The 22,275-nt window shown below is 61.8% G+C and carries 22 protein-coding genes; 8 read left to right on the forward strand and 14 right to left on the reverse strand.

Going from position 1 to position 22,275, the window contains the following annotated elements; translation table 11 throughout:
• Positions 1 to 809: 809 nt before the first annotated feature.
• Positions 810 to 1,340 carry an SDR family NAD(P)-dependent oxidoreductase gene (locus NKJ89_RS04210; RefSeq protein ID WP_352600161.1) on the reverse strand — a complete coding sequence of 177 codons (531 nt, stop codon included), beginning with the start codon at positions 1,338 to 1,340 and terminating at the stop codon, positions 810 to 812.
• A 295-nt stretch (positions 1,341 to 1,635) separates the two neighbouring features.
• On the opposite strand from NKJ89_RS04210, the gene NKJ89_RS04215 reads away from it, so the two are divergent.
• From NKJ89_RS04215 to NKJ89_RS04230, 4 genes are all read left to right on the forward strand, one after another.
• The gene (locus tag NKJ89_RS04215; RefSeq protein ID WP_352600163.1) at positions 1,636 to 2,760 is read left to right on the forward strand and encodes a porin; all 1,125 of its coding nucleotides are present in this window, start codon (positions 1,636 to 1,638) and stop codon (positions 2,758 to 2,760) included.
• Positions 2,761 to 3,195: 435 nt separating this feature from the next.
• On the forward strand, positions 3,196 to 3,945 hold the full coding sequence (locus NKJ89_RS04220; RefSeq protein WP_352600165.1) for a helix-turn-helix transcriptional regulator: 750 nt from the start codon (positions 3,196 to 3,198) through the stop codon (positions 3,943 to 3,945).
• A 75-nt stretch (positions 3,946 to 4,020) separates the two neighbouring features.
• Entirely contained in the window at positions 4,021 to 4,623 is a 603-nt protein-coding gene (locus NKJ89_RS04225; protein WP_352600166.1) for an acyl-homoserine-lactone synthase, read from the forward strand.
• 33 nt (positions 4,624 to 4,656) lie between these two features.
• Positions 4,657 to 5,073, forward strand: a complete 417-nt coding sequence (locus NKJ89_RS04230) for a LysR family transcriptional regulator (protein ID WP_352600167.1) — start codon at positions 4,657 to 4,659, stop codon at positions 5,071 to 5,073.
• Between the two features lie 33 nt (positions 5,074 to 5,106).
• Here NKJ89_RS04230 and NKJ89_RS04235 read toward each other — a convergent pair whose 3' ends face one another.
• The 13 genes from NKJ89_RS04235 to NKJ89_RS04295 all read right to left on the reverse strand — a co-directional run bounded on the left by NKJ89_RS04235 (position 5,107) and on the right by NKJ89_RS04295 (position 17,514).
• Complete coding sequence (locus tag NKJ89_RS04235; RefSeq protein WP_352600169.1) at positions 5,107 to 5,325, reverse strand: DUF2274 domain-containing protein; 219 nt, start codon at positions 5,323 to 5,325, stop codon at positions 5,107 to 5,109.
• Positions 5,322 to 6,536, reverse strand: coding sequence for a TraB/TrbI/VirB10 family type IV secretion system protein (locus NKJ89_RS04240; protein ID WP_352600171.1), 1,215 nt, complete (start codon positions 6,534 to 6,536; stop codon positions 5,322 to 5,324). The genes NKJ89_RS04235 and NKJ89_RS04240 overlap by 4 nt, the downstream gene beginning before the upstream one ends.
• Positions 6,533 to 7,591, reverse strand: coding sequence for a P-type conjugative transfer protein TrbG (trbG, locus tag NKJ89_RS04245; protein WP_352600173.1), 1,059 nt, complete (start codon positions 7,589 to 7,591; stop codon positions 6,533 to 6,535). The genes NKJ89_RS04240 and trbG overlap by 4 nt, the downstream gene beginning before the upstream one ends.
• Positions 7,588 to 8,274, reverse strand: coding sequence for a conjugal transfer protein TrbF (trbF, locus tag NKJ89_RS04250; protein WP_352600175.1), 687 nt, complete (start codon positions 8,272 to 8,274; stop codon positions 7,588 to 7,590). Before trbF ends, trbG begins: the two co-directional genes overlap by 4 nt.
• Positions 8,271 to 9,638 (reverse strand): P-type conjugative transfer protein TrbL, encoded by a 1,368-nt coding sequence (trbL, locus tag NKJ89_RS04255; protein ID WP_352600177.1) that lies wholly within the window; start codon positions 9,636 to 9,638, stop codon positions 8,271 to 8,273. Before trbL ends, trbF begins: the two co-directional genes overlap by 4 nt.
• Positions 9,635 to 9,949, reverse strand: a complete 315-nt coding sequence (gene trbK-alt / locus NKJ89_RS04260) for a putative entry exclusion protein TrbK-alt (protein ID WP_352600178.1) — start codon at positions 9,947 to 9,949, stop codon at positions 9,635 to 9,637. The genes trbL and trbK-alt overlap by 4 nt, the downstream gene beginning before the upstream one ends.
• A gap of 22 nt (positions 9,950 to 9,971) precedes the next feature.
• Positions 9,972 to 10,685 carry a P-type conjugative transfer protein TrbJ gene (gene trbJ, locus NKJ89_RS04265; RefSeq protein WP_352600326.1) on the reverse strand — a complete coding sequence of 238 codons (714 nt, stop codon included), beginning with the start codon at positions 10,683 to 10,685 and terminating at the stop codon, positions 9,972 to 9,974.
• Positions 10,686 to 10,717: 32 nt separating this feature from the next.
• Complete coding sequence (gene trbE / locus NKJ89_RS04270; protein ID WP_352600180.1) at positions 10,718 to 13,267, reverse strand: conjugal transfer protein TrbE; 2,550 nt, start codon at positions 13,265 to 13,267, stop codon at positions 10,718 to 10,720.
• 14 nt (positions 13,268 to 13,281) lie between these two features.
• Entirely contained in the window at positions 13,282 to 13,545 is a 264-nt protein-coding gene (locus NKJ89_RS04275) for a VirB3 family type IV secretion system protein (RefSeq protein ID WP_352600182.1), read from the reverse strand.
• Positions 13,545 to 13,808, reverse strand: coding sequence for a TrbC/VirB2 family type IV secretion system protein (locus tag NKJ89_RS04280; protein ID WP_245461199.1), 264 nt, complete (start codon positions 13,806 to 13,808; stop codon positions 13,545 to 13,547). Before NKJ89_RS04280 ends, NKJ89_RS04275 begins: the two co-directional genes overlap by 1 nt.
• A 49-nt stretch (positions 13,809 to 13,857) precedes the next feature.
• Positions 13,858 to 14,856, reverse strand: a complete 999-nt coding sequence (trbB, locus tag NKJ89_RS04285) for a P-type conjugative transfer ATPase TrbB (RefSeq protein ID WP_502904084.1) — start codon at positions 14,854 to 14,856, stop codon at positions 13,858 to 13,860.
• 211 nt (positions 14,857 to 15,067) lie between these two features.
• Entirely contained in the window at positions 15,068 to 15,469 is a 402-nt protein-coding gene (locus NKJ89_RS04290) for a CopG family transcriptional regulator (protein ID WP_352600330.1), read from the reverse strand.
• A 47-nt stretch (positions 15,470 to 15,516) separates the two neighbouring features.
• A complete protein-coding gene (locus NKJ89_RS04295) occupies positions 15,517 to 17,514 on the reverse strand; it encodes a conjugal transfer protein TraG (protein ID WP_352600186.1) in 1,998 nt (665 codons plus the stop codon).
• 327 nt (positions 17,515 to 17,841) lie between these two features.
• Between NKJ89_RS04295 and NKJ89_RS04300 the strand changes: the two genes are divergently transcribed.
• The 4 genes from NKJ89_RS04300 to nadC are packed head-to-tail and all read left to right on the forward strand — an operon-like array spanning position 17,842 to position 22,238.
• Positions 17,842 to 18,813 (forward strand): NUDIX hydrolase, encoded by a 972-nt coding sequence (locus tag NKJ89_RS04300; RefSeq protein ID WP_352600188.1) that lies wholly within the window; start codon positions 17,842 to 17,844, stop codon positions 18,811 to 18,813.
• Positions 18,814 to 18,872: 59 nt separating this feature from the next.
• Positions 18,873 to 19,847: a quinolinate synthase NadA gene (gene nadA / locus NKJ89_RS04305; protein ID WP_352600189.1), complete on the forward strand. Its 975-nt coding sequence runs from the start codon at positions 18,873 to 18,875 to the stop codon at positions 19,845 to 19,847.
• The gene (locus NKJ89_RS04310; protein WP_352600191.1) at positions 19,844 to 21,445 is read left to right on the forward strand and encodes an L-aspartate oxidase; all 1,602 of its coding nucleotides are present in this window, start codon (positions 19,844 to 19,846) and stop codon (positions 21,443 to 21,445) included. The genes nadA and NKJ89_RS04310 overlap by 4 nt, the downstream gene beginning before the upstream one ends.
• Positions 21,384 to 22,238, forward strand: a complete 855-nt coding sequence (gene nadC / locus NKJ89_RS04315) for a carboxylating nicotinate-nucleotide diphosphorylase (RefSeq protein ID WP_352600193.1) — start codon at positions 21,384 to 21,386, stop codon at positions 22,236 to 22,238. Before NKJ89_RS04310 ends, nadC begins: the two co-directional genes overlap by 62 nt.
• The last annotated feature ends 37 nt before the right edge of the window (positions 22,239 to 22,275 follow it).

Raw genomic sequence — 22,275 nt, forward strand, 5'->3', positions numbered from 1 at the left:
ACATCGAAATGGCCGACGCTTCCGGTGGACCAACACCTCGTTGACCATTCGAATGATTTAGTTCGGAGCCGCCCATCCGCCGGCCGACGGCTCTCAATCGCTCTTCGCGATGGAGCCCTCTTCCAACACTCGATATCGGGCGAATGCGTCGCCCGCGAACTCGACAGCATCCCGGGAAAGCTCCTGTGAGAGTCGAAGTCCGTCAAGACTCGGAAGCGTCGGGCATCTCAACGCGACCTTGTAGGGTCGAATGCCGATCTTGATCGCACCGTCCAGGGCGACGGCATTCACGGCGGCTTATAGCCTCGTTGATAGGCTAAGGTCGCGCAGCACGTCCTTGTGCAAGGATTCCATCTGCAGCTCACTAGCCTGCGACTGCGCCGCGAGCGGTAAGGGCCGATTGACGCCGATTAGGATGGCGGCGGGCGCCAGCAAATGAATATCAAGGAAGCATCTGCGTGACGAGCGCTGTGCCAAACTTGGCGCCGAGCATCACCGCCTGGTTGCTCACTTGCCTAGGCGAACATCGTGCGCTCGAACGGAGCGAGCTCGCCAGCTCGGGAACGTCAACTTCCGTGAGATATGTTGTGGTTTAAGGCTTTTGCCGATGGGTTCAACTGCGGCCGCTTAGACGCCAACCCGCCCGCCTGCGCTAAGGTCGGAAACGGATCGCGACTTCATCGCCATAATTGTGTCTCCCGGAACTGCCTTGGTGCCGGGCAATCAAGGGGCAAGACCGATCATTCTTATGCTGGCACTCGTCGGTACGTTGGGCGCGACAACGACCAACCTCCTCGTTTGGCATGTCTTCACCAGCAGGTGTAACCCCCGTCGATGACGAGGATGCTGCCGGTGACGTAGGTTGCAACGTGGCTGGCGAGGTAGAGCATGCCGTAGGCGACTTCCTCCGGCTTGGCGAGGCGGCTCATCGGCGTGTTGTGCTCCCAGACTTCCAACCATCCCGACTTGGTGATGGCGTCTTTGGTCATGTCGGTCATGACGAAGCCGGGTGCCACGGCGCTGACGCGGATACTATGCGGCGCGAGTTCCACCGCCATGGACTTGATCATCTGGTGGACGGCGGCCTTGCTGAGAGAAGAGCGATCACGACGCCTCGTCGTCGGCACCAATTTGCATGGGCAGATGGACGCAGATTTCCGCCCTATTCGGATCGGCCGCGTCCGACTCGGATGATGGGGCGGCGTCGTCGGTCGGTGTCGGCTCTTCTTCGTAATCGGCGTCATCCTGGACCTCGACATTTGGGTCCTGCCGCCCCGGAAACTCGGCTGGCCACGGCGCCGGCCTGTGTAGACACGATGAGATGGCGTGCACAATTCCATATTGATTGGCCTATCTCGCCCCTTATATGCAATTGTCCAGATTGTTCTATTTGTATAGTTTGTGCTATTAGTGCAGTATATATAGGCAAATTCGTGACATAACTGCAACTGTTACTGTATATGTCACGATATCTCGCGCTTGAAGTATTGAATAATTCAACGTGTCCGATAGCGTCAAAGTGCGAGCGGGCAGCGCGATGCGCATGGTTTCTCGATCGTGGGGAATGGGGAGGGGATGCTGTCTTTCAGCAAAGATACCCTGGCCCTTTTTTTAATCTTTTGAGTGGAGATCAAAATGAACATCAAGAGCCTTCTTCTCGGCTCCGCTGCGGCCTTGGCCGCGGTCACCGGCGCGCGCGCCGCTGATGCGGTTGTCGTCGCCGAGCCCGAACCGGCCGAATACGTGAAGATCTGCGACGTCTACGGCGCCGGCTACTTCTATATCCCCGGCACCGAAACCTGCCTGCGCATCGGCGGCTATGTTCGCTACGACATCGGCGGTGGCGACATTGGCTCGTTCGACGGTGCCAAAGCAACCGACCGCCAGGACGGCGATGTCCAGGACACCTGGAAGAAGAACGCCCGCTTCACGCTGAAGACCTGGACCGGCCAGGAAACCGAGCTCGGCACATTGAAGACCTACACCGAAATGCGCTTCAACTTCGGCAACACCGCAACCAGCAATTCCGCCTTCGACAAGGGCGTTTCGGTGAAGTTCGCCTGGATCCAGCTCGGTGGTCTCCGCGTCGGCAAGGACGAATCGGCCTTCGATACCTTCATCGGCTACGCCGGCAACGTCATCCAGGATACACTGGTTCCCTACGGCAACTTCGACACCAACGTCGTCCAGTACTACTTCGACGCCGGCAACGGCTTCTCGGCCGTGGTCTCCCTCGAAGAGGGTTCTGGCGCGGTCGGCACAATCGACAACTACGTTCCGCACGTCGTCGGCGGCTTGAAGTACACGCAGGGCTGGGGCGGCATCACCGGCGTCGTTGCCTATGACAGCAACTATGAAGAAGTGGCCGGCAAGGTTCGCTTGGACATCAAGCCGATGGACAAGCTGTCGCTGTTCATCATGGGCGGCTACGGCACCGACGACAATTTGTTGGATAATGCGAACAACGCAATCGACGCTAGCGGTCGCGGCTTCTACAAGCAATGGAGCGGCAACTGGGCAGTCTGGGGTGGTGGCACCTACACCATCAATGAGACGACCTCGTTCAACGCCCAGCTCTCTTATGACGAAGGCAAGAATTTCGGCGTCGCGGCGAACATTGCCTATGAAATCGTCAAGGGCCTCAAGGTCACGGCCGAAGTCGACTATCTGCATGTCGGCGAAGACACCGTCACCAACTGGACCAATGCCGACAAGGAAAGCAACATCGGCGGCGTCCTTCGCTTCCAGCGCTCGTTCTAGCGGATCGGGCAGAGAGCCTGGGACCCGCAACTTCGCTGTTGCTGGCCCCAGGCTTCGCCGGTTCCAGCCGGCGTTGGCAAACGGACTGCCCAAAAAGCGCTCGTCGGCGGCTCCTCCCAGAATGCTAAGATCCGTACTCCCCGGGTCGAAGCGTGCCGCCGATGCGAAGGGCGCCCTTGAGCAAGGCGCCCTTCATCCTGACCACATCCGTTGATGGGATTCCGCCCGTTTTGGTGATCTAGCAACAGAAGGAACACGGTACTTGGAACCTGCCCACGTGGGCTGGCGTCATCCCGGCGAAGCGAGACGGTGGCCGGTGTGATTGTCCGATGAGAGAGTCCACTTGGTTTTATTGGCAAACGAAGGCGGCCGGAGGGCGACACGCCCAGACCGATGATTGCCGCTCCCGTCTCGCAGGGATGACAACTGATAGCGATGAGAGAACCTGCAACTTGGCGCAGACGTCTTGATGACACGTTTGAATTTCTGTGCAGAATTCGGCGAAGTTCAACTCAGCAAGAAATATGTCGGCACCTGCTTTGTTACGCCGAACGATTTGGCGCTACGAACCTCCTGGCAGGACCAATTCCCCCGCCACATGCCTTAAGGCGTGAGCAGCTTTCGCATGTCCTGCTCGACGCTTGGCCAGAACAATGGTCCGAGCGCTATTTTTCAAAGGGCTACCTTGATCGTGATCCAACCATTCAGCTTGTAAGTCGTGGCAGCAGACCCTTCCGCTGGAGCGAAATGGGTGAAATGTGCAGGATCTGCCCATCCGGCTGGCGGATCATGGACGAGGCCACCGAGTTCAAGTTGTGCGAAGGTTTCACAATACCGTTCGCGACATTGGAACGGCAGGCGGTCGGCTTTTCCGTCGCCGGCGAAAAGCTGGACCCCGACCCACACGACCGTATCGCCTTTCAGTTCGTTGCCGCCTGTGCGTTCGGCTGTGCGGCTATTCTCGCGGATGGAAAAGGGAACTCGAAACCGGTGAGTTTGTCTTCACGACAAAGGGACGTTCTGAGTTGGGCCTCCGAAGGCTTGACCGTGGATGAGATCGCGGATCGCCTCAGCATCAGTCGCAATACGGCAGACACTCACCTGCGGGCGGCACGAGAGAGGCTCGGGGTAGCAAGCACTGTACATGCTGTCGCGGAAGCTTTTCGCCAAGGCTTGATTGCCTAACTCACGCAATCGCGTGATGCCGCCGCCTTTCGGAAACGACCATTGGTTGACCTCGAAAACTGGAGGTCAACCAAGATGCTTCTTATCGTTACAGCGCAAAATGCGGAAGAATATCAGGCGGAATTGGATCAGGCATTCCGTCTGCGCCACAAGGTGTTCGTCGAAGAAAAGGGCTGGATGGATCTGCGGCGCGACGACGCTCGTGACATCGACTGCTTTGACGACGAGCATGCCGTCCATATGCTCTTTACCGTCGAGGACCGCGTTGTCGGCTACCAACGCATGCTGCCTTCGACGCGACCCCATCTTTTGTCGGAGGTCCTGTTCGATCTTTGCGAAGGCGAACGGCCAGCTGGCGCAAACATCTGGGAATGGACGCGCTACTGCGTCGAACCGCAGTTTCGCGAACGCGGACGCATGCTCAGTCCCGTCGCGAATGCACTTTTGTCCGGTATTGTCGAGTGGGGCCTGGGCAGCGGCATCGACACCATCATCATCGAAATGAATCCGCTTTGGCTGCTGCGCCTGGTTCAATTGCATTTCAGGGTGACACCACTGGGCCTTCCGAAGATCATCGGCGGCGAAGAGACAGTCGCGGTGACAGCGCGTTTCGATGAACGCACGCTGCAAAGGCTTCGCGAGACGCGCAGCCCAGGCCTCAAAAGCTCGATCTCGTAGAGCGAGACATCGTCTGCGCACAAAGGAGTTGCAATGTGGCGCTCCATTCAGCTGATCACACTCTACTGTACGATCGTTATCGCGGAGGAAGGCAGCTTTCTCGGCGCCTCCCGTCAACTGCGAATTCATCATTCGGCGCTCAGCAGGCGTATCAGGCATCTTGAATTGATGTTGGGCGTGGCTTTGTTCGAACGCCATCCGGGCGGGGTCAAGGCAACGGTTGCCGGGGAACGTTTCCTCGTCAACCTGCGCCGCATTCTCAAAGACTTGGATGATGCGCTTGAGCAGGTTGGAGCACCGGGGTCGGGGAAGACGGTCCAATCACCGATCGGGTTGGATGCGTCACCTTGCAATTGCGCGTTTCTCAACGTCGTCGCTGGGTCGATGGGCAGTGATCCCAACGTAGCTGCCTTCATTGCGTTTCTGCGAAGGCGGCACCCGGTGTCTTGACACCCATCTTCGTCCGCGCGCGAACTAGCTGCTTTACAGACCATGCCGAGCTCGGCTGAACGCCCGATCCGTCGCCATGAATCGCGCCAGCATCGGTGCAATGAGCTTTGCCGGATCGATGACCGTCTGGCCTGTCTCGCGACCGAGCACTTCGGCATAGGCGACGAGATCGCGGTGAACGGTGGCGGGTAGCTCGACTGTGATCTTGACCGGCCGATCGTCGGGAATTGCGGAAAGTTTCAGCTTGGTCATGAAGGGTCCTTCGGTGCGCCATACGGCGCCAGCAAGAGATCGCGATTGACGATGACACGGACCGGGAAACCGGGTCGGATGGTTAGTGTTGGCTGGACATTCAGCTGGTCGCGCACGATCTGCTGACCGACATTGGAAACCGAATCCTGTGCGCTTTCGCGGATGGCCTTGGCGATATCGCTTTCGCCGTCGCTGGAACCAAGCGAGGTCCCGACGCCGAGGAGGGTGGAGAGCGCCGCGGCCCGAAACAATTGCCCCCAGTGATGGTCGACGTCGTCTTCCAGCCCGGAAAAACCTTGTGTGTCGGCGCCTTGCTGGCGTTCCAGCACGTTCGAGGTGCCATCGGGCATTATAAGCCGGTTCCAGACCAGCAGCACACGCGACTGGCCGAAGGCAATTTGGCTGTCGTACTGGCCAACCAGTCTTGTACCCTGGGGGATCATCAGGGATGAGCCTGTCGGACTGTCATAGACATTCTCCGTGACCTGAGCGGTGATCTGACCGGGAAGATCGGAACGAATGCCGGTGATGAGCGCGGCCGGGATGATTGTGCCGGCCTGCACCACGTACGGCGAGGCCTTCTGGGCGAGCCGTTCGCCACTGACCGTGCGTCGGTCGGACTCGGCGTTGACAAAGGCGAGCTTGCGGTCCGCCGAGTTCTGAGGGGAGTCGGGATCGAGCCTCGGCTGCTCGGCCAGCGGCAATGAACCGGACATGGCGTCCGCGGCAATATTGCCTGCACCAGCACCCTGTCGCACCGGATTTGCCGGCGCATTGGAGCCGACAAACAGTTTTGCGACGCGCGCCGCCTCGATCTCGGCCAGGCGGCGCTGCTCGTCGGGATCGGCGCGCGGTGCATCAATGTTCGGCACCGCCGTCGGCTGTCCACGCTCTTGAGCACGCAGGATCGGCCGGCCGAGATCACCAGGCAGCGCGGGACCGAGCTTTGGAACTCCGGCGTAATCTTTCGGCAGCGTCTGCAGCCCATCGGCAGTGGACCGGTTTTCGATGGTGAAGAGTTCAGACGGCTGTTCATTGCCACGCCGCCTCGTGTCGAGCGCCCAGATCAGCGTGCCGAGGATAGCAACACTGGCGAGCCCACCAAGGCCGATCAGCACCTTGCGCGAAAGGCGCGTGACCCTGGCTGGCTCGGGGCGAAGGCGCAGTTCCGCCCTGATGTCCTGATTGGGTGCGTTTGCAGCTTCGCTCATCGGAACAGCCCCGCACTGCGCTGCGGCCTTCTCCCATCGGTACGCACGATCCTGACACGCCGCTCCGACTGTTTATCGCCCAGCCTCAATTCGGCGGCGGCGAACAGCCGGTCGACGACATAGTAGTTTTGCCGGGCACGGTAGTTGACGAGTTCCGAGCCGCCTGATGGGCCGACAACGAACAATGGCGGCATTTCCCCCTGCCCGATGCCGGACGGAAACTCGATATAGACTTTTGCACCGTCGTCGAAGGCGCGTAGTGGCCTCCAGGGGGCCGCGTCGCCCTCGATGCGATAGCGGAAATTGAGCTTCTGGATGTCGACGCCGGCAGCGACCGGCTGCGCGGCGGAAGCTTGTACGTTCTGGTGCCGCAGCGCAATCAGCTGATCTTGCGGATATTGCCACGACACCGAGGCCATGTAGGTCTTTTCCGTTGAGCGCAGCTCGAGATGATAGGTGCGGCGGTCGCTGTTGATGACAAGGTTGGTCTGAAGATCGGGGCGCGTCGGCTTGACGAGGATATGGACCTGCAGCCGGTCCCCTGCCCCACTCTGCGTATCGCCGATGATCCAGCGCACCGTATCGCCGGCGGCGACGGGCCCGGAGCCGACAAGTTGCTCGCCTGGCTGCAGCGCGATGTCGGTGACCTGGCCGGGTGCAGCGTAGACCTGATAGAGCGCGCCTTCGCTCCAGGGATAGAGCTGGATCGCGTTGATAAAACCGTCGCGGACGGGCTGCATTCTTGCTGCCTCATTCGCCTGGATGACCCGCTGTTTCGGATCCGCCGGCTCTGCCTTGCTGATCTCGACCGGCTTCAACTGGCCGGGGAGCGGAAGGGGTTTCGGAAGCTCCACCACCTTCACGGGACCAGGCGGGTCGACCTTCTGCACTGCAGGCTTGGCATCATCATATTGGATCTCAGGCGGGATGTATTTTTTCGCAGCGCAGCCTGCGAGCGCTGTCGCCGATAGCAGTGCAACTGCGAGCACGTGCGCCGCTGTTACGTTGGGCGCGGTCTGTTCCGTTGCTTTGCGTGTTGGTGCCGCACACATCATGAAAGTTCCTTCGACCAGTTGATGGCGTTGACGTAGATACCGAGCGGATTGACCTTCAGCCGATCGGCGTCGCGGGGTTGTTGCGTGACGATGGTCAGGATGGCGGTCCAGCGCTCGGTGCCGGCCAGGCTGCCGTTGTCGTAATGGCGCTCGACCCATGCGACACGGAACGAGTCCGGCGTGGCGCGGATGACGCTGGAGACTTCGACCGCGATCTGGATCTTGCCAACCTTGGCAAAGGGGTCGTTCAGGCGGGCGTAGTCATTCAGCGAGACGGCACCACGATCGGTCGTGTAGTCGTAGGCACGCAGCCAATTCTGGCGGACGATGACGGGATCGTCCGCGATGCTTCTCACCTGTTCGATGAAACGGGCGAGATGCCATGCGATCTGCGGATCGGTCGGGCGATAGTCGGCAACGGCCGAAGCGACCACCTGCGCCTCGCCGAACTTGTCGACCTGAACCACCCACGGAACCACGGAGCCCCGCGTCGACTGCCAGACCAAGGCGGAAGCGAACCCTCCAGCCAGAATGAGCGAGCCGAAGGCCATCAGCCGCCAGTTTTTCGCCTGCACACGGGCCGAGCCCATGCGATCATCCCAGACCTGTGCGGCACGTTGGTATGGCGTCTCCGGCTGAGGCGTCGTTCCGTAGCGAATGGAAGGTCGTTTGAAGAGGTTCATCGGCGGTCGTCCTGATTGAGGGAAACATTCATCGAGCCGCCGCCGTGATCGCCGGAGCGGACGGAATGCGCGGCCATGCTCGCGCCATGGCTCATGGTCTGGCCGCGCTTCATGCGGTTGGCCCATGCCGGTGGTGATCCGGCACTGGATTCAGCCATCGACGCGCGCCCTGAGGCAGGAGCTGCTGGCTGCTCTCCACCCGTTGCGGTCCATGCGGCCGCGCCGCCAGCCTGCTGGCTGGAAGACAGGGCTGAAGCCGCGCGCGACATTGCCCGCTTCGCCGGCTGAACAGCAGCGCCGGCACCAGCCTTGGCGACACCTGCAATGCCGGCGGCCATCGAGCCTGCACCGCTCTGTCCAGATATTGCCGCTGCGAGGCCATAAGCTGTCGCGGTGCTGCCGGCCAAATGCGCGCCGCCACGTGCGGCGGCTGCCGACACGCGCCCACCTGCACTGAGCGCGCTCGCGGTGCCGCTCCATCCGGCGCGGGCGCCTATGACACCAGCAGCACCAAGGCCGGCGGCAGCGAGGCTGGTGCCGACGGCAGCACCCGCGCCGAGCTGCGGCGCGCCGGAAACAAGGCCGGTCGCGATGCCCGGACCGAAGATTGAAAGCCCCATCAGTGACAGGGCGCCGAGAACCAGAGACAGCGCATCCGTGATCGTCGGTTGTTCAGCGCCAAAGCCTTGAGTGAACTCGCCGAAGAGACCTGACCCGATGCCGACGATAACGGCGAGCACGAGGATCTTCACGCCTGAGGCGACGATGTTGCCGAGCACCTTTTCGGCAAGGAACGCGGTCCGATTGAAGAGCGCGAAGGGGATCAGCACAAAGCCGGCAAGCGTCGTCAGCTTAAACTCGATCAGGGTTACGAAGATCTGGACGGCGAGGATGAAGAAGGCGATCAGGACGATTGCCCAGGCGATCATCAGCACGGCGATCTGAACAAAATTCTCGAAGAAGGAGACGTAGCCCATCAACTGGCTGGCGGATTCGAGAATCGGATTGCCGGCATCGATGCCGACCTGCGCAACGCGTCCCGGCTGCAGGAGGGCTGAGCCTGAAAGTGTCGATCCTCCGGCCTTCAGGCCCAGTCCCGAAAAGCTCCCGAAGACGATGCCAGCGAGACGATTGAAGTTGCCGATGATGAAAGCGAAGAAGCCTATATAGAGCGTCTTCTTAACCAGCCGATGCAGCACGTCCTCGTCAGCACCCCAGGCCCAGAACAGGCCGGCGAGCGTGATGTCGATGACGATCAGGGTGGAGGTGAGGAACGCCACTTCCCCGCCAAGTAAGCCAAACCCGGAATCGATGTAGCGTGTAAAAGTCTCCAGGAAGCGGTCGATAATGCCGGTGTCGTTCATGGCTTCTTATTCTCGCCGATCGAACGGTCGATCCGGTCGAAGCGGTCGTCCGCTGGCCAAGCCGGCTTGTCGCTGTCGGCGGGCATGAAGAAGCGCCTGCGATTCTCTTCCCATGCGGCCTTGCATGCTGCTTCATCGACCGCTCGTTCACCGAGCTGGCGGCAACGCGTAAGTTCGCGGGAGAGCGGGCCGCCACTGGGATCGGCCGGCCGCAAGATTGGCGGTGACGTGAATCTCTCGTCGTTGCGCGACACGATGGTTGCAGCGACCGCCAACGCGAGCGCCGTCACCGCGACAAGTCGCGCCGTCATTCTCAGGTCCATGAGAAAAACCTCAGTCGTGGAACATACGGACCGGGGACGGTCGGTAGCCGCTGCCGGTCATGAAGCGGCTGAACTGCTCGCGTGCCTGCTCCTGCGCGGCGGCCTTCCTCGCCTCTTCGATTGCAACGGCCCTCCCTTGCGCGGCGAGCATCGCCGTGAGGTCGGCGGCCTGCTTTGCCTGCACGGCGAGAAGCTGATTGCCTGCCTGTGTAGCCTGCAAGACGCCGACGGCCGACTGACTGGCGTCGACAAGAGCGCTCGTCTGTTGCTGTGTCCCCTCGATGTTGTCGACGGCGACGGCTCCGGCTTTCAAAGAATGCTCGAAGGCCGAAACCGATGTCTGCCAGCGTTCGCGCGCGCCATCGACAAGCTGCTGGCTGGAAAGGTCCGAGCCGAAATTTTCGTAGGTCGAGGTAAACTGGCTCTCGATCTCCTGAACGCTGTAAGCGAGCTTGTCGGCCTCGCCGAGCAGGGTCTTCATCTGAGAGAAATTGCCTTCGATCTGGCCAAGCAGCGAGGTCGGCAGCGAGGTGAGGTTTTTCGCCTGGTTGATCAGCATCTGCGCTTCGTTCTGAAGCGAGGTGACCTGGTTCTGGATTTGCTCAAGCGCTCGCGACGCTGAGAGCAGGTTCTCGGCGTAGTTCCTGGGATCAAAGACAATGAGCGCCGATGCAGGCACTGATGACAAGCCGAGGACAATGGCGGTGACACTGGCTGCTGCCATGTGGCGAAAGCGAGAATTCTTGCCAACGGGATTCATGACGGAACCTCCTTTGTGGATTGATCGATGACGTTGGGGAGATCGGGAATGAGGTCTGCGGCCCAGGAGAGCCCTCGATCGGCAAGCCAGACCTCGAGGAAATGTTTCCGGCCGGCGTCAGTGATGATCCGGTCGATCGCTGCCTGATCGGATTTGGATGATGCGGCGCACAGAGCCAGCGCGATCGGACCAAGACCCAGATCGAACAGGCGATTGCCCCGCCGCGACTGGCAGTAGTAGTCGCGCTTCGGCGTTGCCCTGGCGACGATCTCGATCTGGCGGTCGTTGAGGCCGAAGCGGCGGTAGATCTCGGTGATCTGCGGCTCGATTGCGCGTTCGTTCGGCAGGAACAGCCGCGTCGGACAGCTCTCGACAATGGCTGGTGCGATCCTGCTGCCGTCGATGTCGGAAAGGGATTGTGTGGCGAAGATGACGGAAGCATTCTTCTTGCGAAGGGTCTTCAGCCATTCACGAAGCTGATCGGCGAAGCTTCCATCGTCGAGCGCCAGCCACCCCTCATCGATGATCAGCAGCGTCGGCCTGCCATCCATCCGCTGCTCGATGCGGTGGAAGAGATAGGCGAGCACGGCCGGTGCCGCGCCCGTGCCGATCAACCCCTCTGTCTCGAAAGCCTGGACGGAAGCTTCGCCAAGACGCTCGTGCTCGGCGTCGAGCAGCCGGCCATAGGGACCGCCAATGCAATAAGGCCGCAGCGCCTGCTTCAGCGGCGAGGATTGCAGGAGCACCGTCAGGCCGGTCAGTGTCCGTTCCTGTACCGGCGCAGAGGCCAGCGAAGTCAGGGCTGACCACAGATGTTCTTTCAGATCAGGCGTGACGGGAACGCCTTCGCGCAGAAGAATGTCGACCAGCCAGTCGGCTGCCCAGGCGCGCTCTGGAGTATGGTGGATGCGGCCAAGCGGCTGTAGCGAGACGGTGTCGACGTGGTCCGACAGGTCCGCCAGCGTCAGCAGAGCAAGCGGATCTTCCGCGCCCTGCCCGCTCACCGCATTGCTGCCAAGATTGTGCCAGTCGCCGTCCATGGCCAACATGGCCGCACGAATCGAGCCGCCGAAGTCGAACGCAAAGATCTGATTGTTTTCATAGCGCCGGAATTGCAGCGCCATCAGCGCGAGCAAGACCGATTTGCCCGCACCGGTCGGGCCAACAACAACGGTGTGGCCGACATCGCCGACATGCAGGGCGAACCGGAACGGGGTCGCGCCTTCAGTCCGGGCGAAGAACAGTGGCGGGGCGACAAAATGCTCATCCTCAACCGGTCCAGCCCAGACTGCCGAGAGTGGGATCATGTGAGCGAGATTCAGCGTCGACAGCGGCGGCTGGCGGACATTCGCATAGACATGACCTGGAATGCTGCCGAGCCACGCTTCGACGGCGTTGACGCCTTCGGCGATGCAGGTGAAATCCTTGCCCTGGATGACCTTTTCGACCAGCCTGAGTTTCTCGTCGGCGATCGATGGATCGGCATCCCATACCGTTACGGTGGCGGTGACATAAGCCTGGCCGATCTGGTCTGAGCCGAGGTCCTGAAGGGCGGCGTCCGCATCGGCCGCCTTGTTGGCGGCGTCCGTGTCGACGAGAACTGATGCCTCATTGGTCATCACTTCCTTGAGGATCGCGCCGATCGACTTGCGCTTGGCGAACCACTGGCGGCGGATTTTCGTCAGGAGCTTGGTGGCATCGGCCTTGTCGAGCATGATCGCGCGCGTCGACCAGCGGTAGGGGAAGGCAAGCCGATTGAGATCGTCGAGTATCCCGGGAAAGGTCATGGTGGGAAACCCGATGATGGTGAGCGTGCGAAGATGGACATTGCCGAGCCTCGGCTCCAGCCCGCCGGCGAGCGGCTGATCGACAAGAAGCGCATCGAGATGCATCGGCGTCTCGGGGACACGCACATGATGGCGCTTGGTGGAAACGCAGGAGTGAAGGTAAGTCAGCGTCTCGCCATCATCGAGCCAGGCGGCTTCGGGGACAAAACCTTCGACCAGGTTGAGCACCCGGTCGGTGCGGTCGACAAAGCTCTTCAGAAATTCCCACGGATCGAGGCCGCTTTTTGCCCGACCTTCATAGAGCCAACTCTCGATGCGCGAGGCTTCCTCGGCAGGCGGCAGCCAGGCCAAGGTGAGAAAATAATCGCTCTCAAACAGATCGCCATCCGATCGGCGATCGCTCCACCGACGCGGTCCTTGATCGGACTCGCCCTCGAACTGGTCACGACGTTCGAGATCGACCAACGCCGAAGCACTGTCAGGGAAAAGACCTTCAGGATAGTGCTGCGCGGCCAGGCGAACGGCTTCGACGAAGATCGCCCAGCCGGAACCGAGACGGCGAAGTGCACTGTTTAGCCGCGCCGTGGTCCCTACAAGTTCCGCCGGCGTGGCGGAATCCAGATCTGGCCCGCGGAAGCGAGCGGTTCGCTGGAACGAGCCATCCTTGTTGAGCACCACGCCCGGCGCCACTAAGGCGGCCCAGGGTAGGTAGTCCGAGAGGCCGGCGCTCGTCTTGCGATATTCGGTGAGGTTCATCATCGCGGAAAAACCTCTCAGCAACCGAAATTCGCGGGATAGCGCAGGTGCCGGCGGACGACGTCGATGAACTGTGCATCGCGCCTTGCCGCCCAGACGGCCGCGAAATGGCCAATCGCCCAGATGACGAGACCTGCGATCCAGAGGCGGAGGCCGAGCCCGACGGCGCCGGCGAGCGTGCCGTTGGCGATGGCGACCGCGCGCGGCGCGCCACCGAGCAGGATTGGTTCGGTGAGCGCGCGATGCACTGGCGCGAAAAAACCGCGGATGTCTTCGTCCATCAGATCAGCGCTCCGCCGCCGAACGAGAAGAATGACAGGAAGAAAGAACTGGCCGCGAAGGCGATCGACAGCCCGAACACGATCTGGATCAGCCGGCGGAATCCACCCGATGTGTCGCCGAAGGCAAGTGACAGGCCGGTGACGATGATGATGATCACCGCAACGATCTTGGCGACCGGTCCCTCGACAGATTCGAGGATCTGCTGAAGCGGTTCTTCCCAAGGCATGGAGGAGCCTGCAGCGTGGGCAGGCGCGATCATCATGGCCGCAACCGCGGCCGTTGTTGCAGCGAATTGGAGCGCCACGCCAAGCTTATGGATAGACGATGAAGTGAAGCGGATCGGATTCATTCTTGTGCTCCATGGAGAACTGGGGATTTGTGGCTGGTGCAGTCTCGAGCCTGGCTTCGAGCGTGCGGTAGTCGCCTGTGGCCGGATCGAGCCCTTCGACCCAGGCGATCTCGACCAGACGACGTGCAGCACCCCGGCCAGCGAGGACGGCGATGAGGTCAATGGTTTCGGCAATGAGCGCGCGCGGAACCATGACGACGGCCTCCTGAACGAGCTGCTCGAGTCGGCGCAGTGCGCCAAGGGCGGAACTGGCATGGATGGTGCCGATGCCGCCGGGGTGGCCGGTGCCCCAGGCTTTCAGCAGATCAAGCGCCTCGGCGCCGCGCACTTCGCCGATCGGGATGCGATCGGGGCGAAGCCGCAACGACGACTTCACCAGATCGGAGAGAGAGGCGACACCGTCCTTTGTGCGCAAGGCAACCAGATTTGGCGCCGCACACCGCAGTTCGCGGGTGTCCTCGATCAGCACGACGCGATCGGCGGTTTTGGCCACCTCCGCGAGCAGCGCATTGACCAGCGTGGTCTTGCCGGTTGACGTGCCGCCGGCGACCAGCACATTCTTGCGCCTCTCGACGGCGAGCCTTAGCACGTTGGCCTGGGCCTCCGTCATGATGCCGACGCTGACATAGTCTTCCAGCGAGAACACAGCGACTGCCGGCTTGCGGATCGCGAATGTCGGTGCCGTGACGACAGGCGGCAGCAGGCCCTCGAAGCGTTCGCCAGTCCCGGGCAGTTCGGCCGAGACGCGCGGCATACCCGAATGCGCCTCGGCGCCGACATGGTGAGCTACCAGCCGAACGATGCGCTCGCCGTCGGCCGGGATGAGGACTTCATCGGTTGCGACAAGTCCTTCTCTTAACCGGTCGACCCACAGCCGCCCGTCCGGGTTCAGCATCACCTCGACGATTGCTGGATCTTCAAGAAAGCCGGCGATGGCCGGACCGAGTGCGGTGCGCAGCATGCGTGCGCCGCGTGACACCGCTTCACTAGAGTGATGATTGGTTGTCACCGTGGTCCCCATTCTTCGCGGCGAGTTGGTTCGTGCCGGTGTCGGGGATGATTAGAAGAGGCAGGAATACCGACCTTGCAACAAGCAAAGCCGGCGATCGTGATGCGACGTGCAGAGACTTGCAGAATGCGGTGCGACTATCTCGTCGGCGTGGCTGCGCGCTCTATCTCGCCAGAGAATCATCCGCGTCGGCTGGCGACGCAGGCGGCACGTCGTCAGCGATTTCCTGTCTGAGTTTTGGCCCTTTGCTCAATCGGCGACCGAGCGCATCGACAAAGCTGTCATAGCGCTGCAGCCCCTTCGCACGGGCTTCAGCCTGCGCGGATTCCGGCAAGGCTGGGGTCGAGTTGAGCCAGAACCGCACGAACAGTGCCAGCGTCTCGATTGCGATGCCGACGTCGCGCTCGACGCGCTGGACACGCCGGTCGATCTGGTCGAGGCGACGGGTGATTGCCGCCTCCTTCCGTTCCTCGGCGTCGGGGGACAGGAATGACGCAATCGCAGCCTCAGCGATCAATGAGAGCGGGACATCACGACGAGCAGAGTAGTCGGCCAACGCGTTCATCACGTCCGGATCGAGATAGGCCGAGAGCCTCTTCTTCTTCGCGTTCCTCACAACTCAATGCCGTCGTTCGGATCAAGGGCGGCCTGCCGTGCGGCGCGGCGCATGACCCGGTCGACCGAGCGCTGACGGACCGCGTCGTCGTCAAGTTCGTCCCGGTCAAGGTCGAACTCGTCGTCGCGCTGTGTTGTTCGCTCCGGCGCGATGTCCTCGTGTTCGGGAATCTCGGGCTGGCGGCGGATGCCGCCATTTGCCGGATCCTCGTTCCGTGGATTCATGGAGGGCTTCGATTGCTGAGGATTGTCTTCCGACGCCGGAAGGACTGTTGGGCCGGTCCAGTTGTCGGGACGCGACATTCCCTGGGCCGTTTCTGGCTTCGGCGGCGGCAGGACACGCTCGGCAAGACGCGGATCGGCGAAGTGCCGCGCCTTCTTCGCTCGGATCGGGAACAGGCCTGACACCATGACGATGGCGTCGGTCGGCGGAAGTTGCATGATCTCGCCCGGAGTCATCAGGGCGCGCGCCGTTTCCTGCCGCGACACCATCAGATGCCCGAGCCAGGGCGACAACCTGTGCCCGGCATAGTTCTTCATGGCTCGCATCTCGGTTCCTGTTCCCAGCGAGTCCGACACACGCTTGGCCGTCCGTTCGTCGTTGGTGGCAAAGCTCACCCGCACATGACAATTATCGAGGATGGAATTGTTCGGGCCGTAGGCTTTTTCGATCTGATTGAGCGATTGGGCAATCAAGAAGGACTTGATGCCATAGCCGGCCATGAAGGCTAGCGCCGACTCGAAGAAATCAAGCCGGCCGAGCGCGGGAAACTCGTCGAGCATCATCAGAAGGCGTTGGCGCCGATCCCTTGCGTGCAGATCCTCAGTCAGCCTGCGGCCGATCTGGTTGAGCACAAGCCGGATCAGCGGCTTGGTGCGGCTGATGTCCGATGGGGGGACGACCAGATAGAGTGTCGTTGGACGCGCGCCCTCGACAAGATTGGCGATCCGCCAGTCGCAGCGAGACGTCACCTTCGCCACCACTGGGTCACGGTAGAGGCCCAGAAAACTCATGGCCGTCGAGAGCACACCGGAGCGCTCGTTCTCCGATTTGTTGAGCAGTTCTCGCGCCGCCGATGCGACGACCGGATGCGGACCGCCCTCACCCAGATGGCGCGTCAGCATCATGGTGCGCAATGTCGTTTCGATGGGCCGTTGCGGATCGGAGAGAAAATTGGCAACGCCGGCAAGAGTCTTGTCCGTTTCAGCATAAAGGACGTGCAAGATGGCGCCGACCAGCAACGCGTGGCTGGTTTTCTCCCAATGATTGCGGCGTTCCAATGATCCTTCCGGATCGACCAGCACATCAGCGACGTTCTGGACGTCGCGGACCTCCCATTCCCCACGTCGCACCTCGAGCAGGGGATTGTAAGCGGCCGAGGCCGCGTTGGTCGGATCGAACAGGAGCACGTGACCAAATCGCGATCGCCACCCCGCCGTCAGTTCCCAATTCTCGCCCTTGATGTCGTGGACAATCGCGCTTCCAGGCCAGGTCAGCAGCGATGGTACCACCAGGCCCACACCCTTGCCGCTTCGTGTCGGCGCGAAGCACAGAACGTGCTCAGGGCCGTCGTGGCGCAGATAATCCCGATCGTACTTGCCCAACACGACACCGTCGGGGCCGATCAAGCCTTCAGCCAAGATTTCATCGCGCGTCGCCCACCGCGCCGACCCGTAGGTGGCCGCGTTTTTCGCCTCGCGCGCACGCCACACCGACATACCGATGGCGGCAGCGATCGCAACAAAGCTTCCGCTCGCCGCGACCAGCGCACCTTCGAGAAAAATCTCGGGTGCATAGGCGTCATAGAAAAACCACCACCAGAAAAAAGCCGGCGGCGAGTAGATGGGCTGACCCGCAAGCTCGAACCAAGGCGAACCGAGTTGCGGCTGGAAGCCAAACCGCCATGCGGTCCACTGTGTCGCGCACCACGTGCTACCGAGAACGATCAGAAGCACGGTTAGAATCTGGCCCCACAATATCCTGGTAGCCGGCACGTTTTCACCCTTGGGGTTACCAATCGGGAGCCGTTAGAAAATGCCGCGATTGCGCATATGCAAGAACAAAGGACCAGGCAGGACGACATGGCGTGGCCGGACCTGGAGAGACTTGCGGGTTACGGTGCGCGGTCCAGGCGTTCAGAGTCCATTTGACATTGAGCAGGGGACTTCGACACGTCAGCCGCCGGGCTGTCGCATTTGGCATAGAAATGAGCCGACGCGCAGGGCAAAGACCGACACTGTGCCGTCTTGGACGAACGTTGACGGGCAGCGGCCAGCAGTTCACCCTTCGCTCGCTATGATATTCGGAACTCCACGAACCCTATGCAAGATGCAACAACACAGGCGACGAAGCGCGCCGCCACATCCAACCGGAGCCGGGCCGTCAGCGCGGATCTGATCGCCGTTGTGATAGCCGTGACGAATGGGGAACCGCGCGTTCTGACCATCGGACAGGCAGACGCTTTGCCGTCAGGCCCTTTTGAGCTCGGCCATCGATCCTTGCAGTCGGGTTTGAGGGCTTGGGTCGAGCGGCAGACCGGTCATCCGCTAGGCTACATCGAACAGCTCTATACGTTCGCAGATCGCGACAGGATTGGCGACGAGCGCGTACAGCGGGTGATCTCGATCAGCTATCTCGGCTTAACGCGGGAAGAGCAGACCGAAAGGTCTCCAACACATGGTTGGCAAGGCTGGTATGACTATTTTCCGTGGGAAGATCACCGTGCGGGCGTGCCACCTATCGTGCCTAATATCCTCATGCCCCGACTTCTGGCATGGGCCGACGAAGCCGCAGCCCCGAACATGCGCCTCGATCGCCGGCAGCGCGTGGAATTCGCCTTTGGCCTGGATGATCGTGGCTGGAACGAGGAACTCGCCCTGCAGCGATACGAACTGCTCTATGAAGCAGCGCTGGCGGCCGAAGCCACACGCGGCTCGGACAGCGGCAGTGCGCTGACCGCTCCCGGTCGACCGATGATTGCCGACCACCGCCGTATTCTGGCAACGGGAATCGCCAGGTTGCGGACCAAGATCAAATACCGGCCGGTTGTCTTCGAGCTGATGCCGCCAACATTTACACTCCTGCAATTGCAGCGCACCGTTGAAGCGCTCGCAGGTCGGCTCGTTCATAAGCCAAACTTTCGGCGTCTGATCGAAGACCAGGATCTGGTCGAGGAGACAGGTGAGACAATGTCAGATACCGGGGGGCGTCCAGCCAAGCGCTTCCGCTTTCGCCAAACGGTTCTGGCGGAGCGAGCTGTCGCAGGGACCAAATTGCCGCTCTCACGCGCTTGACATTGCTTATACTCAATATAAGAATATGCCTATTATACTCACCTGGAGAATAATAGGTAATGCCGATCGCCTCTGCATGTACAGCCGCGCTCTACGACCGGGTGCGACGGGTCATCCCACCGATCGAGTGGCCGGCATTCACCGACGATATCGGCGCCATCCTTGATCTGAAGCGGCAGCGAAATGCCGTTATCCTGGCGCACAACTACCAAACGCCGGAGATCTTCCACTGTGTCGCCGACATCGTTGGCGACAGCCTGGCGCTTGCCCGCAAGGCGATGTCAGTCGAAGCGGACGTCATTGTGCTTGCCGGCGTTCACTTCATGGCCGAGACGGCAAAGCTGCTCAATCCGCAGAAGACAGTACTCATTCCAGACCTGCGCGCTGGCTGTTCGCTGGCCGACTCAATTACCGCCGAAGACATCCGCCTGCTGCGGCAGCGCTATCCGGGCGTGCCTGTTGTCACCTATGTCAACACGTCAGCCGAGGTGAAAGCCGAGTCCGATATCTGCTGTACCTCAGGCAACGCGAAGGCTGTCGTCGAGTCGCTTGGCGTTCCTCAGGTGATCATGCTGCCAGATGAATATCTGGCCCAGAACATTGCCGCCCAGACCGATGTGGAGATCATCGCTTGGAAAGGACATTGCGAGGTGCATGAGCGCTTCACGCCTGCCGACATTCGCCAGCTGCGCGAGGACCATCCGGGTGTGACGGTACTGGCGCATCCCGAATGTCCGCCCGAAGTGGTGGCCGAGGCCGATTTCTCCGGCTCGACCGCGGCGATGTCCGACTATGTCGGGCGGCAAAAGCCACCCCGCGTCGTGCTGATGACGGAATGCTCGATGAGCGACAATGTCGCGGTCGAACACCCCGAGGTCGAGTTCATCCGGCCCTGCAATTTGTGCCCGTACATGAAGCGGATAACGCTCGCCAACATACGCACGGCGCTGGAGCAGAACCGCCATGAGGTGACCATCGCACCCGAGATTGCTGGGCGTGCGCGGCTGGCCGTCGAGCGGATGCTGGCGGTATGAGCGTGGACGCCCGCGACCTCGCCGGCCGGCCGATTATCATCGGCGGCGGCATAGCCGGGCTGATGACTGCGCTGCATCTGGCGCCTGAGCCGGTGCTTCTCCTGTCGAGATCGCCGCTTGGCGCCGACACATCGAGCGTGTGGGCGCAGGGTGGGCTGGCCGCCAGCCTGGGCGAAGATGATGAACCGGCGCTCCATCTTGCCGACACGCTCGCCGCAGGTGACGGCCTTTGCGATGCGGATACAGCAAGGCGCATCGTGTACGCGGCGCCGGCCGGGATCGAGAATCTGGCGCGCCTGGGGGTTGGCTTCGACCGCACACCCCAAGGAGCTCTGCGGCTCGGGTTGGAAGCCGCGCACAGCCGGCGGCGCATCGCTCATGCCGGAGGTGACGGCAGCGGACGGGAGGTCATGCGCGCCCTGGTCGCCGCGGTGCGTTCCACGCCGTCGATTGTGATTTTGGAAGGCGTGGAAGCAAGACGGTTGGCCATAGAGGACGGCAGAGTCGCCGGTGTGCTTGCGAACTGTTCGACAGGTCCGGTATTTCTCGCCACAGGGCGGGTCATTCTCGCCACTGGCGGGATCGGCGGCCTGTTCCAAGATTCAACCAACCCACTGGGCAGTTGCGGACAAGGCTTGGCGCTGGCAGCGCGTGCGGGCGCCGTGCTTGCCGACTTGGAGTTCATCCAGTTCCACCCGACCGCGCTTGACGGACTGGGCCGTCCGATGCCGCTCATCAGTGAGGCGGTTCGCGGGGAAGGCGCGATAGTCGTCGATGAGACAGGGCGGCGTTTTCTCGACCGCGTGCGTGGTGCGGAGCTCGCACCGCGCGACATCGTGGCGCGCGCAGTCTGGCAACATCTTGCAGACGGCCACCGCACCTTCCTCGATGTGCGCGAAAGGCCAGGCGCGATATTTGCGCGGCAATTTCCGACGATCGCATCAGCCTGCCGCGGCGTCGGCATCGATCCGGCACGAGACCTCATTCCCATCCGACCGGCCCAGCATTTCCACATGGGTGGTGTCGCCGTGGATCTCGCCGGGCGAACATCGGTTCAGGGACTTTGGGCCTGCGGAGAGGTTGCGTCGACCGGGCTGCACGGTGCCAATCGGCTCGCCAGCAACTCGCTGATCGAGGCCGTCGTTTACGCGCGCTGGGTTGCCGAAAGTGTCGCCGGGTCACCTGACGGGGGTGCAAAGCCAGCGATGGCAGCTGACCTGCCCGCGCCGGATCCAAGGCCTGTGCGTCCTCTCGTGTCACGGGCCCTCGGTGTCACGCGGGATGGCGAAGGGTTGAAGGAGGCTGCGCGGGCTTTGCTGCCGCTGTCGCAGCGGCACGACGCGGGGTCCGATCCCGCCGCCGTTGGGCTGATGATTGCGGTTGCCGCCTTGCAGCGCAGGGAAAGCCGCGGCGCTCACTACCGGACCGACTTTCCCTATCAAGCGGCCGTCGCGCGCCGTTCCGAAATCACGCTCGACGCGGCCATAGCCGCCGCGCGGGAACTCGCATGCCCCCAACTCTGGAAAGCATCCTCTGATGAGCCTCCCACCCCTTCCCGCAATCATGCTCGAACCGCTGGTGCGGACAGCTCTGCTTGAAGACCTCGGCAGGGCCGGCGACCTGACCTCGGGCGCTGTCGTAGCAAAGGACCATCATGTGACGACCGTGCTGAGAGCGCGCCAAGCCGGAACTGTCGCCGGGCTCGATCTGGCGATGCTCGCTTTCCGGCTCATCGATCCTGGCGTCGAAATGGTGGTCCATCGCGCGGACGGCAGCGAAGTCGCGCCCGGTGAGATCATTGCATCGGTCAGCGGTCCGGCCCGGGCCATGCTCACCGCCGAACGCACCGCGCTCAATTTTCTCTGTCATTTGAGCGGCATCGCCACAGCGACGGCGTCGGTCGTCACAGCCGTACGCGGCCATCGTGCAAAGATTGTCTGCACGCGCAAGACGACGCCGGGACTGCGAGCCGTCGAGAAATACGCCGTGCGTGCTGGGGGCGGTTCAAATCACCGCTTCGGCCTCGACGACGCCATCCTGATCAAGGACAACCACATCGCCATCGCCGGAGGAATTCACCCGGCGATCGAGCGCGCACGAAGCAGCATCGGTCATCTCGTCAAGATCGAAGTCGAGGTCGATACGCTTGGCCAGTTGGAAGAGGCCCTGGCCCTGGCCCCCGACGCCGTTCTGCTCGACAACATGTCCCTCGACGAGCTTCGTCGGGCGGTGGTCATGGTTGCCGGAAGGGCGATTACCGAGGCGTCGGGCAGGATAACGCCCACGACTGCGCCAGCCGTCGCCGCGACCGGCGTCGATCTGATTTCCATCGGCTGGTTGACCCACAGCGCGCCGATCCTCGACGTCGGTCTCGATTACCCTGAGCATTGACCGCAGCGGGCTGACCATCGGCAGTGACTTCTTCCCG

The sequence above is a fragment of the Mesorhizobium sp. M0047 genome, from assembly GCF_040323315.1.
GTDB lineage: Bacteria > Pseudomonadota > Alphaproteobacteria > Rhizobiales > Rhizobiaceae > Mesorhizobium.